We start from the raw sequence: 12,465 nt of genomic DNA, 5'->3' as shown, positions 1-12,465 counted from the left end.
ATACGTGCTGTCTTATGCAGCACGTATGCTCATTTTATACGACATCATATCCCTGTTCTTCAATGACATCAGAGATCTGGTGTAACGTGATTTGATCTGAGTGAAAGGAAACCTCCACCTGACCCTTATCTAAATGGACTTTCACAGATTCAACACCTGCTAATTCTCCTACATTTCCTTCGACTGCTTTCACACAATGTCCGCAAGACATTCCTTGAACTTGTAGTGTTGCTTGTTCCACTTCTCATCGCCTCCATCAATCATTTTCTATTTTTACTATACCCTAGTAGGGTATCATTGTAAACATAAATGATCCGTTTTTTGCTACGATTTTGTCAGCTTCGTGAAGACATTCATTAACTCCTCAATGGCTTCATCCCCATTACCGCTCTTAATGGCATCCGCTACGCAGTGGTGTGTATGCTTTTCCATTAAATGAAGACTCACTTTTTTTAAAGCTGCATTGACAGCAGAAATTTGATTCACGACATCTATGCAGTAACGATCGTTTTCAATCATTTGCTGAATTCCTCGCACTTGACCTTCCACTCGTTTTAAGCGATTGATTAATTGCTCTTTTTCCTTCTCAGCTCTAGGCGAAGCGATATGTCTTTCTTCTTGTTCTGTCATCTGATCACCTTTTTTCTATCATACTTGTGTTACATTCAATTAAAGCATATCTTCACCTGAAAAGGCAAAGATATGCTGTGATCACCGTTTGCTTATCCTAGTTTGTTAGTTGTTCAATATCTTGCAAAAGGCTGACCGATTGCTGAAGCTGCTTCATGAGCCCTTGCTGATCCTCTAAAATAGCTGCAGCATCGAAGTTATCCATTTTCAATTGCTGTAAATAGGTTTGAATCTCCTCTGACAGCACTTTATTTTTCTCTATGATTTGTGCATGCAGGTCTTCTGCTATTGATGGGGCTGTGAGTTCATTAAATTCTTGAATGTCTGCTTTCAATGATTCCAGTTGCTGCGTCAAATCTGCTCTTTTGGCAGCATCTTGTACAGCTTCTTCCGCAAGCTGTGGAAAATCCTCTGTGAATTGCTGAATATCCGTCACATACTCATTCGCCTCTGTGACATATGTCGTTGTATCGTTCACTTGGTCTAACAGTCCTGAACATCCACTTAACAAAAACGTACCGGTAAATAGAAACGCCATCACATATTGTTTCAAGATCCATCATCCTTTCATCTGCTATGTTGAAACCCCTCATTTGTCCAACTCCCAACCACACAGATGCAAAAAGACCTTAAAAAAAGCCAGATCTTTGCCTCATGTGTGATAGGCAAAGGTCTGGCTAACATGTTCATGCCGGAATGGCCGAGAAACAAAGGATGTTTCTGTAATGACGACCAAACCGTAAAAGCTACTCCCCTTTAGGAAACCGTTCAAATGTTATGTTTATCATATCTAAATGAAGGACAACAGTCAATGAGAAGCAGGGGGAAGATCCTGCTTTTGGTATAGCATATAGCCCGAACCAGTTGATGCATAAATCCGATTACGTCCTTGGCGTTTTGACATATACAAGGCTTGATCTGCCTCAAATAGAAGCGTTTCTAATATAGAGGGATCATTCGCTGTATGGGCGACGCCAAAGCTTGCTGTCACTCTTACTTTCTTCTCATCTGTCTGAAAGAAACTCACTTCAAATGAATGTCTCATCTGTTCCGCAATATGACATGCCTCTTCAAATGAATGATGCGGGAGACAAATGGCGAACTCTTCTCCACCATATCGGCCAAATAAATCATCCATCTTCAAATGCTGCTGACAAATGGACACAACATGGCGCAACGCCTCGTCTCCAATATGATGTCCGTGCGTATCATTGATTTGTTTAAAGAAATCAATATCAAATAGCAATATCGCAGTATCCTGCGCATCCTCTTCCAATAACATCTGCGTTCGTTCAATAAAGGAAGACCGATTGAAGATATTCGTCAAACCATCAATATATGCTCGGCGCTCCAGCTCTTCCTGCAATAGTCGCTGCTCCGTAACATCGCTGATCACAATTTGCCTGCCTTCGACTTCGCCTCTTCTATTAAACAGAGAAGAAGCAGTGAGATGATAATAGAAGGGCTGCTCTTTTTCCCACATTAAATCATACTGTGAATGATCCTGCGGAGAACGCAGCCACTGGATAAACGCCGGCTCTTTGATGATCCCTGAGAATATATCATCGATTTTATAGCCGATTCCCTTTTTAGCGAGCACAGGAATGATCAATGCAGCCGCAGGGTTATAATCAATCAGTGTTCGGTATCGATCCAATAGAAGAACACCTTCTGACATATGTTCAAACACACGCTCCATCGCAATGGGAGAGAGCTTAAAGAGATGAAAAGACATAATCGCCCATAAGTAGAGTGCGTTGGTTAAAAACATCACCACTGGTACTGGGTCAATGTGAAAAGGCGTGACACCTAATAAATAGATAAAAGAAGTCGTGATCGGTAATAATATTCCAACGAGCAAGATCAGAACCTGTTTCAAATAATCTTTCTTCACACGTAAAAACCAAAGCAGCATAAAAATAGCGAGCATAGAACAGCCAAATGTATAGACCCCATGAATGATATACCAATAACCAATGGTAAAATCAGCCAATAAAAACCCGTCTACTGTATTCATCGTGATGCTTCGGTAAAAGAGTGAATGAAAAGAGTTGGTGAACACCAAAATGGTGGTTAAAATTGGAATCAGCAAGAAGAGAAGCACGCGGCGCTTTGTTACATATTGATGGAAACCAGTAAACTGCAGCACAATCATCAGGCTGAACGGTGCAATGAACGGAAGACCTATGTATTGAAAACTAACCCAGAATGTAATTTCTTGAGGGGTGCGCGCCAATAATTCAAATGTATGTCCAAAAATATAAATCGCAGTTGCTCCAGACATATACATAAACAATTGACAGCCAATATACCGATGGCGATTTGCATGAGCAATGATTGATAATATTACGGACAGAATGCCAGAAACACTCATGATCACAATAAAATGTAAAACAATCGAATCCATGTAAACGCCCCAATTTCAGTTATTTAGAACTAGTCTAATCTTACTATATATGAGGACGTCTCAAATGGGAAGATGTGATTTTGAATTGGTTGGCGGTTTTTTGGAAAGCGTTCGTCATTTTACTAGTCGTGGTGCCCCATCTATTCATTACTTCTTACTTAATTTAAGGATAAAGCATATTGTTGCAAGTGAAATATCTGTACAATGTGGAGATGAATGAAAAGGAGGCTTGATAGGAGATGACTTTTTTGATCATCATGGCAGGTTTGTTTATGCTGATTCTTTTAGAGAAGCCATTTCAGAAGAAACGATCTGGGCTGTTATTTTTAATGAGTTATTTGCTGCTGATTGCGGTTTATGTGATTCAGACAACATTTGTGGAGATCATGCCGGATGGACTTTTGATGATGATGGCGGTGGTTGTGGTTTGTCCTTTGTTTGTTCGGTTGGTTCGGTTTTCCTCGAGGAACTTACATGAAAAGTAAGAAGGATGACAGTATGTAGCATCCTTCTTACTTTGTGAACTAAACTCGTTATTCTTAAGACCCACTGAGCTTTGTAAAGCAGACGTCTTTTTCTTTACTTAATTATGAATTTGATTTATCTTTTTGTTTTTCATTTGCTTTATTGTCTTTCATTTTACTCATCTCTTTTTTAGCATTATCCACTTCTTCTAAAGCTTTTTTCATTCTAGAATTCATGAAACTTAAATCATCATCACTGACTTTATCTCGCTTGATTACTTTTAAGATATCTTTGAAAAGTGATTCAAATTTGTCATCCGCTTTCACCAAGTACTCGTTTACTTTTTTATACGTATCAGGAACTTTAACTTCTTTGTCTTTGGCTTCGTTGAGTAATTCTCTCATACTATCAATCTTTGTCTCAACATCACTAGCCCATTCTTTATCGTAAACCTCGTCTAAAGGAACCAACGATAAAACAAAAGACATAATTCTTTCTTCAAACCGTTTTAGATATCCCTTATACCATGATGCATATTCGCTATCAGTCATTTTTTCTATTTTTTCTTGTTTTGCTGCTGCTTTGTTTGATGATGAACCGTTTGCTGATTCATTTTTACCGCATGCTGTACCCATCATCAATGTAAATACTAAAAGAAATACTGGAATGATTGTCTTTTTGTTTGTTTTCATTTTTATGAATTACTCCTTATCCTTTGAGACTTTTTCTAATTCGTCAACTACTATAGCTGTTTAATCATATGCTTTGTAGGGTCTATTCGAACTTTTTTCTTTTATCTAAATTGTCCCCCTAACATTATCTGGTGATATTTCCCTACAAATTATCATCGGTTAAAAAATAGGTATATTTAGGTATTCTTCCTAATTTTCTAATGAAAAATTCTATAAGAAACAACCTAAGCATCTATCTTCCAGACACTAGATACGACGGCTTCTGAAAGTTGAGAAAGAAGCTACATTGCCGAACGGCTTCTTAATTTTTAAATTCTAAGTGTGAAATGAATTAGATGAAGTATATGAAAGTATAATAAAGAGGTAAAAAAATGAAGTTAGATAATCTTCTAATAAATAAAGAGTGGACATAAAGGAGAACTTACGAATGACTTTTAATGAATTAATGGAACTTTCAGAAGAAGAATTTATAAATTATGATTTCAAAAGAGAGGTTTTTGATTTAAGAAATTTAATATATGATGAAAAAAACCCTATTGCAAATATTATTCTATATAAAGGTAATATTTATGGTTCCCAATCTGATTGTGATAGATTACCTTTGACCCTCGAAATATACAAACGCTTATGGGGAAATCAATTTGAATTCTGGAATACTAAACAAACAGATTTTGTTGAGGCAAATGGAGAAACAATGAATTCATTTGTAACTCCTTACAAAGCCTTTTATAAGGAGACATATGATTTATCCAATCCTATGTTTAAAGATTATGCAAAATTAACACACACAGTAGGTAATTTTATACCTGTATACGCCATCAAAAATAATAAAAATTGGTTTTCTCCTTTTAATAGCAAACGTTATAAATCTACCTATGATTATTGGGATTTAACTTTGAACCATATTAAAGTAATTTTAAATGATTTTATGAATAGTAATGATTCTATTGAGATTTTTTTAGAAAACACAATGAACAATAACACTTTTAAGTATAAAAAATATATTATTGAATCTGCTAAGTGGATTTTAAGTTTTAAAACTTGGCCTAATTTTGTGGAGAAGAATTTTTTGCAGAGCTTTTTAGAAAACCCAAAAGATTTAACCAGTGAACCAAAAGAATTTTGGCGCAATCACTTTAAAGGAACAGTTAGTACCAAAGATGAAAATAATCTGAGTGAATTTTTAACTTTTGTTAATCAAGCTATTCTTGAACGAAGTTCACTTATATATAAACAACTGAAACTAAATTATGAATTCCTATAATATTTGTAACAGCAACATATAGCAAAAGTTCATTGCAACTATAAAATTTCACGTATTTAAAAAGTGTCAAAACCCTTATCTAACATGGGTTTTGACACTTTTTTAAAATCATATGGAGACGGTGGGAGTCGAACCCACGTCCAGAGACATCGATTACTTAAGCGTCTACGAGCGTAGTCAACATATTTACGTGTTCGCTCATCCTCATGCCTGCTGACGGGCGCTTGGAGAGCTAGTCTGATGGATCTCTTCTTACGTCCTCAGACGAAAACGTAAGCGTAGCCTACTTCATTGGGCTCCTCACAGACACATAGGCGATGTCAGGAAGAGCTCGCTGCGCTTATTAGGCAGCTAGTGCTAAGTTTTGGTTAAAACTTTTAGTTTTGCCAGTTACATTTAGGTGCGTGTTAACGAGATCGCCTCTCGGCTCGCAGCCTAAGCTCGAACCACCCCTGTCGAATCCGTAACGTCCCCTTGTAAAAGGGATATACGGGATGGAAACGTTCTTTAGCTTAACTGCTTCCGTATATGACTATTATAACAATCTCATCGCTCGAAACAACTGGTGGTTTCTGTAAAAAAACGACGGTGATTGTTTACTGCATAACATATTGTAGCATAATGCTTCCGCTCTCAGCAAGCCATCTGCATGCGTCTAGAATTGCTTTTGCCGGTCACGGAAAGCTCGCTCGATTTCACGTTTCGCATCTTTTTTCTTCAGATCTTCACGTTTATCATATTTCTTCTTCCCTTTACCGACTCCAATTAGCACTTTGGCAAAGCCATTTTTCAAATAGAGTTTAATGGGAACAAGTGAGTAGCCCTCTTCCTTTGTCGCACCAATCAATTTACTGATTTGTTTGCGGTGGAGCAGCAGCTTTCTCGTTCTGAGCGGATCATGGTTATAACGGTTCCCCTGCTCGTATGGGCTCACGTGCATATTGTGAAGAAACACTTCTCCCCGGTCGATTTTGGCAAAGGAATCTTTTAAATTCACTTTTCCTGCTCGAATGGATTTGATTTCAGTTCCTTGTAATACAAGGCCGGCTTCGTATGTTTCTTCTATAAAATAATCATGATTGGCTTTTTTGTTTTGGGAAACAACCTTTCCCTCTCCCTTTGGCATTGGCGTACACCCTCCTTTTGACACAGACACGGTCCAAATCGTACGGATTATTTTATCAAACAATCCAGCTTTCGACAATGCTGCTGCCACGTGGTCAAAAAGCAAATAGAGCGTGATGCCCTATTTGCTTTTTGTCACGTTACTTTTTCTTTTTGCGCTTTTGTTTCGGTGCATTATCAAATACGCGTTTTTTCTTTTTCTTCTTTTTACGACCAGTAAACCAGTCGCCGCCTTTATCCTCTTTGCCTTTTTCTCCAGAGGCCTTTTGACCTCCGCGTCCTTTTTTGGCTGGTGGATCTGTCCGTTTTTTGAACTTGAAGTCTTTTGGTGATTTACGGCGAGTGCCTTTCATCCCGACGATTTCAAAATCAATGGAATGCTCATCTTTATTCACACTCACCACTTTGACAGTGATTTCGTCACCGATACGGTAGACATTCCCTGTCCGCTCACCGATCATGGCAAAGTGCTGTTCATCAAAACGATAGTAATCGTCTGTCATGTAGCTTACATGGACAAGGCCTTCTATCGTATTCGGCAGTTCAACGAATAGTCCGAAATTCGTGACAGAACTAATCATACCATCAAACTCTTCACCGATTTTATCAAGCATAAACTCTGCCTTTTTCAGGTCATCTGTTTCGCGCTCAGCATCAACAGAGCGGCGCTCCATTGTAGATGCATGATCTGCGATTTCTGGCAGCAGTTGGCCCCACTTTTCAAGGGTCGCTTCGTCTGTCTTTTTCTCTATTAAATAGGTTCTGATCAGCCTATGCACGATTAAATCCGGGTAACGGCGGATCGGCGATGTGAAGTGTGTATAGAATTCCGTTGATAATCCAAAATGGCCAATGCTTTCTGGATCATACTTCGCCTGTTTCATAGAGCGAAGCATCACAGTTTGAATGACGACTTCTTCTGGTTGATCTCTGACAGCATCGAGGACACTTTGAAGTGCGCGCGGGTGAATGTTCGTTGACGTCCCTTTGACGATGTAACCAAACGTCGTCACGAACTCTAAAAAGCGCTGAAGCTTCTCAGGATTTGGTTCTTCGTGAATTCGGTAAATGAACGGAACATTCATCCAGTGGAAATGCTCGGCAACTGTTTCGTTTGCCACCAGCATGAATTCTTCAATTAGTTTTTCGGCAACAGAACGCTCACGAATAACTACGTCTTTCGCTGCGCCTTCATCATCTACAAGCACTTTTGCTTCCTTGAAATCAAAGTCGACTGCTCCGCGCTCCATTCGCTTGTCACGCAGAATTTCTGCAAGCTTCTCCATCTCTTGGAACATTGGTACTAACGGCTCGTATTTGTCTAAAAGCTCTTCATCTTGGTCAACTAAAATCTTATTCACATCGGAATAGGTCATTCTTTCCGTCGTTTTGATCACACTTTGGAAAATTTCGTGTTTGACGACTTTCCCACTTCGATCAATGATCATTTCACAAGAGAGTGTGAGACGATCAACCTTCGGATTCAATGAGCAAATGCCATTTGACAGGCGATGAGGAATCATTGGAATGACGCGGTCGACAAGATACACACTCGTTCCACGCTCATAGGCTTCCTGATCAATCGGAGAGTTTTCCGTTACATAATGAGAAACGTCTGCAATGTGCACGCCGAGCTTATATTTGCCATCATCGAGCTTTTGCACAGTTACGGCATCATCTAAGTCCTTTGCATCTGCACCGTCAATCGTCACGATCGTTTCATTGCGCAGATCACGTCTACCTTCAAGGTCCTTTTCATCGATCGTTTCAGGTGTGTCTGCTGCCTGCTGGAGCGCTTCTTCCGGAAACTCACCTGGTAGACCGTGTTTATGAATAATCGACAAAATATCGATGCCAGGGTCATTTTTGTGACCAAGGATTTCCGTCACTTCACCCTCTGCGCTCATTCTTCCTTCTGGATAGCTTGTCAGCGTGACAACGACTTTATGACCTTCGACCGCTCCGTTTTTAGCGGATTTCGGAATGAAGATATCGTTTGTGATTTTTTTATCATCAGGAATGACAAAACCAAAACTTTTCGTTTCTGTATAGGTACCGACAACCGTCTGAGTATTTCGCTCCAGAATGCGGATGACCGTTCCTTCTTTTTTGGTGCCATTTGATTTGTGGCTGACACGAACCATGACGGTGTCGCCATTCATTGCTGTGCCTAGCTCATTTGGCGGAATGAAAATATCATCCTGTCCAAACTCTTCTGGTGTCACAAATGCAAATCCTTTTGCATGCGCAGACAGCTTTCCTTTTACCAAGTTCATTTTTTCCGGTACACCATAGCGGTCGCTGCGGGTACGGACGATAAGTCCCTGATCCTCTAATATCACAAGTGCTTTGACGAGCTCTTTATAATCATCTGGATTGGTAATTTCCATCATGACTTCTAATTCCTGTACCGTTAATGGTTTGTACGCCTCTTCTTGCATAAACGCAAGTAATTCATCCATAAATTCTTCTTTTTGCACACTCTAACCCCCTATATATTTAAATTGACCAATCGAGTGATTCTAAGAATGCATATACATCCTGATGAACCTTCTCTCGCTCTTTATCAAGCGTGATAACATGGCCCGATTCTTCATACCACTTTAAATGTTTTTCATCTGTCTCTACTTCGTTATAAATAATGTTTGCACTGTCTGTATTAATCATATGATCATGACGTGCCTGAACAACAAAAGTAGGTGAATAAATCATGTCAACATTGTTTCTGACATCTGCAATGAGTTCTTGAAGAGCCTTGAGTGTACCCATTGGTGTTTTCTTAAACTCTTCCATCTCTTGCTCAATTTGATCCTCTGACTTACCCTCGAATTTTTTATAGTTACGGGCATAATCTAGTACACCCTGGTACATGACTTCTTCACTTTTTATGTACATAGGTGCACACATAGGTACAATTCCCTTTACAGGTACAGTGTAACCTAATTTCAATGAAAAAACTCCTCCGAGGGATAGTCCGCAGACCGCAATTTCCTCATAACCTTCGTCTTTTAAAAATTGATAGCCTTCTTCTACATCTTTCCACCAATCTGTAGGACCTGTATGAACAAGCTCCTCTGGCGGTACACCGTGTCCTTTGTATTGAGGTGCATGGCATGTATAGCCTCTTTCATTCAAATAACGCCCAAGCATACGAACATCGGCTGTATTCCCAGTAAAACCGTGAAGAAGAAGCACCGCCTTTTCTCCACCTTTAAACGTAAATGGTTTTGGTGTAACAACTTTCATGATGTGACTTCCTTTCCTTCTGATATGGTTTATATTTTCCACTTGTATGTATGAAACAAACACAAAAGAGTGCTGATAATAAAAAAAGGTCTGAAAAAAGATCAGACCTTCTGTTACTCGCGCCTACACGCCTAAATATGCCAATGCAAGTGTTAAGATGAAGAAAAGCACTGACAAAATGACAGTTAATCGGTGAAGAATCAAGTCAAGACCTCTCGCTTTTTGCTTACCGAAAAGCTGCTCGGCTCCACCTGAAATAGCGCCTGACAGTCCTGCACTTTTACTTGATTGTAATAATACAACGATGATAAGTGCGATACTGACAATTACGAGTAATGTGATAACAAATGCGTGCATGAAAACACCTCCAGACAAACTGGTACACATAACTTTATTTTACATGAAAACAAGGTGCATGTCACGAAACATCAAAATAAAGATTTCCTATATATTGTCGACTTTATTTGTCATTTTGATTCAATTTCGCTCCAATGGATTGTATGCAGCATTTTTTATATGCAATTTTTGAGGTTAAAAAACGTTTTTAGCGAGTTGCTTCTTCTTTTAAGAGCTGTTTTAATTCTACTAACAACCGTTCAGCTCCTTCAGGACTCAGCACGACGTTACCGTTTCCATAGCTTTTGTTGTATTTCGTTATTTGGCCAGTTAATAAGCAGCTCTTATCTGCATCATATTTTTTCAGCATAATGGTTTGATCTTCGATGAAAATTTCTAACAGCTGCTCTTCTTTTATATTGAGTACCTTTCGCATTTCTGAAGGCAGAACAATTCTGCCAAGCGAATCAATGTGTCTTACCATTCCAGTTCTTTTCAATGAAGCCGCCTCCTTAATGATCATACAATGATTCCATTCATTGACTTTTGTCAACATTTTCATAGTAAAATAAATCTTCAAATTTTTTATCAAAGTAATGAATCATTTTGCCAATGACAAGCTGTCCTGGCTTCCGGTGACCATTCAATACCCTGCTGAGTGTGGCAGGAGAGATGCCAATTTCATCTGCGAGCTGATTTAAAGACATATCGTTTTCAATCATATACTGCATCACAAAAGCCCGCCTGATCTGAATCTTTTCGACCATCATTACAACCTCCTATAGGATCAATATGTACAACATGTAGGAATCTCACATCTCCCGGATTCATTAACTTATGTCAACACTTTTATGCCCTTTCTATTTCCTTTGGTCAATGATCATACTAAAATAAGTCATATACTGAAATGTGAGGTTCGATGACATGAATCACTTTGGTGAACAATTACGCATTTTAAGAGAGAATAGAAAGATGTCTGTCAATCAACTCGCCATGTATTCAGGCGTAAGCGCTGCCGGTATTTCTCGGATTGAGAATGGAAAGCGTGGTGTGCCAAAGCCTTTAACCATAAAAAAATTAGCACGCGCTTTGAAGGTGCCTTATGAGGATTTAATGCTGCTTGCCGGTTATATTGAACAGGAAAAAGTGCATGAAATGAAACCGAAATATGAATCCATATTAAAAATCTATCAAACGGCGCTTCAAAAGGATGTAGAACATCTCCCTATTTTCGATGGAGACCAATGGGAAACACTCACCGCACAAGACATCAGCCAGCTGAATCAATACTTTCTCACGCTCATTAACCAAAAAAAGGCGAACAAATAGCGGGGCATAAACATAAGATACATCCACCATTAACTAATGTCAATATTTTCATGGTACATTTATTGCCAATAGTCAACAAATCGAGTACACTAGAGATAACTAATCTTTAACCATGTGAGGTTTTGAGTTGATGAACTTCGGTGCATATTTAAGAGCATTACGTGAGAAAAGGAAACTATCGGTGAACCAATTAGCGATGTATTCAGAGGTCAGCGCTGCTGGAATTTCTCGGATTGAAAACGGGAAACGTGGCATTCCGAAACCTCCTACAATTAAAAAACTAGCAGGTGCATTAAAAGTACCTTATGAGGACATGATGCAGGCTGCAGGATATATTGAAGAAGCTTCTTCTGCCTATGTCATAAAGGAAGAAGAAACGGCTTTTACCCAAATAAAAGAAGCAGCAGAGCAATATGAACTTGATGGTCTTGAAATATTTAATGGGGACATATGGTCCACCCTTTCTAAACATGAAATAGAGGATTTAAACCGCTATTTATTATTTCTACTAAACAGCCGTTCGTCATCGTAAAATGTTTTGATCATTGACAAGCTTTTTGCGCCGATTTTTAACAGAATTACGGTATAATGGGTTCAGATTGGAGTGAAGAAAGATGAATCAATCTGATATGTGCCCGCGGTTTGAAAAAGCAGTTGAGTTATTAAGTAAACGCTGGGTGGCACTGATTGTTTTTCAGCTTCTCTCAGGTTCACAGCGCTTTAGTGAAATCGAAGCAGCTCTGACCAATTTAAGCGGAAGGGTTTTATCTGAGAGATTAAAAGAGCTGGAAGCAGCAGGCATTGTAAAACGGGAGGTTTTTGCTGAAACACCCGTGCGTATTGAGTATTCATTAACTGATATGGGGCGCTCACTTGCACCCGTTTTTGAGGAAATTGCGAAGTGGTCCTCTGAATGGATCACACTTGAATCATAAATGTCTCCTGATGTGAGCCGCCTAATCATGATAAAA

At 39.1% G+C, this 12,465-nt stretch carries 16 protein-coding genes and 1 other RNA gene; 5 read left to right on the top strand and 12 right to left on the bottom strand.

Annotated features, from left to right (window positions below; translation table 11 throughout):
• Positions 1–34 precede the first annotated feature (34 nt).
• The 4 genes from copZ to ACTJKA_RS02470 all read right to left on the bottom strand — a co-directional run bounded on the left by copZ (position 35) and on the right by ACTJKA_RS02470 (position 3,037).
• Positions 35–241, bottom strand: coding sequence for a copper chaperone CopZ (gene copZ, locus ACTJKA_RS02485; protein WP_008347645.1), 207 nt, complete (start codon positions 239–241; stop codon positions 35–37).
• Positions 242–324: 83 nt separating this feature from the next.
• Positions 325–630, bottom strand: coding sequence for a metal-sensing transcriptional repressor (locus ACTJKA_RS02480; RefSeq protein WP_163116022.1), 306 nt, complete (start codon positions 628–630; stop codon positions 325–327).
• Between the two features lie 97 nt (positions 631–727).
• Complete coding sequence (locus ACTJKA_RS02475; RefSeq protein WP_024719824.1) at positions 728–1,183, bottom strand: DUF6376 family protein; 456 nt, start codon at positions 1,181–1,183, stop codon at positions 728–730.
• 255 nt (positions 1,184–1,438) lie between these two features.
• Positions 1,439–3,037, bottom strand: a complete 1,599-nt coding sequence (locus tag ACTJKA_RS02470) for a histidine kinase N-terminal 7TM domain-containing protein (protein WP_440607607.1) — start codon at positions 3,035–3,037, stop codon at positions 1,439–1,441.
• Between the two features lie 239 nt (positions 3,038–3,276).
• Between ACTJKA_RS02470 and ACTJKA_RS02465 the strand changes: the two genes are divergently transcribed.
• Positions 3,277–3,522 (top strand): hypothetical protein, encoded by a 246-nt coding sequence (locus ACTJKA_RS02465; protein ID WP_440607606.1) that lies wholly within the window; start codon positions 3,277–3,279, stop codon positions 3,520–3,522.
• A gap of 102 nt (positions 3,523–3,624) precedes the next feature.
• On the opposite strand, the gene ACTJKA_RS02460 is transcribed toward ACTJKA_RS02465, so the two are convergent.
• A complete protein-coding gene (locus tag ACTJKA_RS02460) occupies positions 3,625–4,194 on the bottom strand; it encodes a hypothetical protein (protein WP_071168608.1) in 570 nt (189 codons plus the stop codon).
• 427 nt (positions 4,195–4,621) lie between these two features.
• Between ACTJKA_RS02460 and ACTJKA_RS02455 the strand changes: the two genes are divergently transcribed.
• Positions 4,622–5,458 (top strand): hypothetical protein, encoded by an 837-nt coding sequence (locus ACTJKA_RS02455; RefSeq protein WP_057079077.1) that lies wholly within the window; start codon positions 4,622–4,624, stop codon positions 5,456–5,458.
• Positions 5,459–5,568: 110 nt separating this feature from the next.
• On the opposite strand, the gene ssrA is transcribed toward ACTJKA_RS02455, so the two are convergent.
• The 7 genes from ssrA to ACTJKA_RS02420 all read right to left on the bottom strand — a co-directional run bounded on the left by ssrA (position 5,569) and on the right by ACTJKA_RS02420 (position 10,935).
• Positions 5,569–5,932: a transfer-messenger RNA gene (ssrA, locus tag ACTJKA_RS02450) on the bottom strand.
• A 181-nt stretch (positions 5,933–6,113) separates the two neighbouring features.
• Positions 6,114–6,584 (bottom strand): SsrA-binding protein SmpB, encoded by a 471-nt coding sequence (gene smpB, locus ACTJKA_RS02445; RefSeq protein WP_336750412.1) that lies wholly within the window; start codon positions 6,582–6,584, stop codon positions 6,114–6,116.
• A gap of 139 nt (positions 6,585–6,723) precedes the next feature.
• Positions 6,724–9,063, bottom strand: coding sequence for a ribonuclease R (gene rnr, locus ACTJKA_RS02440; protein WP_008347660.1), 2,340 nt, complete (start codon positions 9,061–9,063; stop codon positions 6,724–6,726).
• Positions 9,064–9,082: 19 nt separating this feature from the next.
• Positions 9,083–9,829 (bottom strand): alpha/beta hydrolase, encoded by a 747-nt coding sequence (locus ACTJKA_RS02435; RefSeq protein ID WP_008347663.1) that lies wholly within the window; start codon positions 9,827–9,829, stop codon positions 9,083–9,085.
• Positions 9,830–9,952: 123 nt separating this feature from the next.
• Positions 9,953–10,186: a preprotein translocase subunit SecG gene (secG, locus tag ACTJKA_RS02430; RefSeq protein ID WP_003212746.1), complete on the bottom strand. Its 234-nt coding sequence runs from the start codon at positions 10,184–10,186 to the stop codon at positions 9,953–9,955.
• Between the two features lie 187 nt (positions 10,187–10,373).
• The gene (locus ACTJKA_RS02425; RefSeq protein WP_008347666.1) at positions 10,374–10,664 is read right to left on the bottom strand and encodes an AbrB/MazE/SpoVT family DNA-binding domain-containing protein; all 291 of its coding nucleotides are present in this window, start codon (positions 10,662–10,664) and stop codon (positions 10,374–10,376) included.
• A 37-nt stretch (positions 10,665–10,701) separates the two neighbouring features.
• Positions 10,702–10,935: a helix-turn-helix domain-containing protein gene (locus ACTJKA_RS02420; RefSeq protein ID WP_024719830.1), complete on the bottom strand. Its 234-nt coding sequence runs from the start codon at positions 10,933–10,935 to the stop codon at positions 10,702–10,704.
• 154 nt (positions 10,936–11,089) lie between these two features.
• On the opposite strand from ACTJKA_RS02420, the gene ACTJKA_RS02415 reads away from it, so the two are divergent.
• The 3 genes from ACTJKA_RS02415 (at position 11,090) to ACTJKA_RS02405 (ending at position 12,429) form a co-directional block, all read left to right on the top strand.
• Positions 11,090–11,494, top strand: coding sequence for a helix-turn-helix domain-containing protein (locus tag ACTJKA_RS02415; protein WP_007500204.1), 405 nt, complete (start codon positions 11,090–11,092; stop codon positions 11,492–11,494).
• Between the two features lie 130 nt (positions 11,495–11,624).
• Positions 11,625–12,026, top strand: a complete 402-nt coding sequence (locus ACTJKA_RS02410; RefSeq protein ID WP_345912326.1) for a helix-turn-helix domain-containing protein — start codon at positions 11,625–11,627, stop codon at positions 12,024–12,026.
• A gap of 82 nt (positions 12,027–12,108) precedes the next feature.
• Complete coding sequence (locus ACTJKA_RS02405; protein WP_007500199.1) at positions 12,109–12,429, top strand: winged helix-turn-helix transcriptional regulator; 321 nt, start codon at positions 12,109–12,111, stop codon at positions 12,427–12,429.
• The last annotated feature ends 36 nt before the right edge of the window (positions 12,430–12,465 follow it).

This window comes from Bacillus sp. 22190, assembly GCF_052045575.1.
Lineage (GTDB): Bacteria > Bacillota > Bacilli > Bacillales > Bacillaceae > Bacillus > Bacillus altitudinis.
This window is presented reverse-complemented; position numbering and strand designations above follow the sequence as displayed.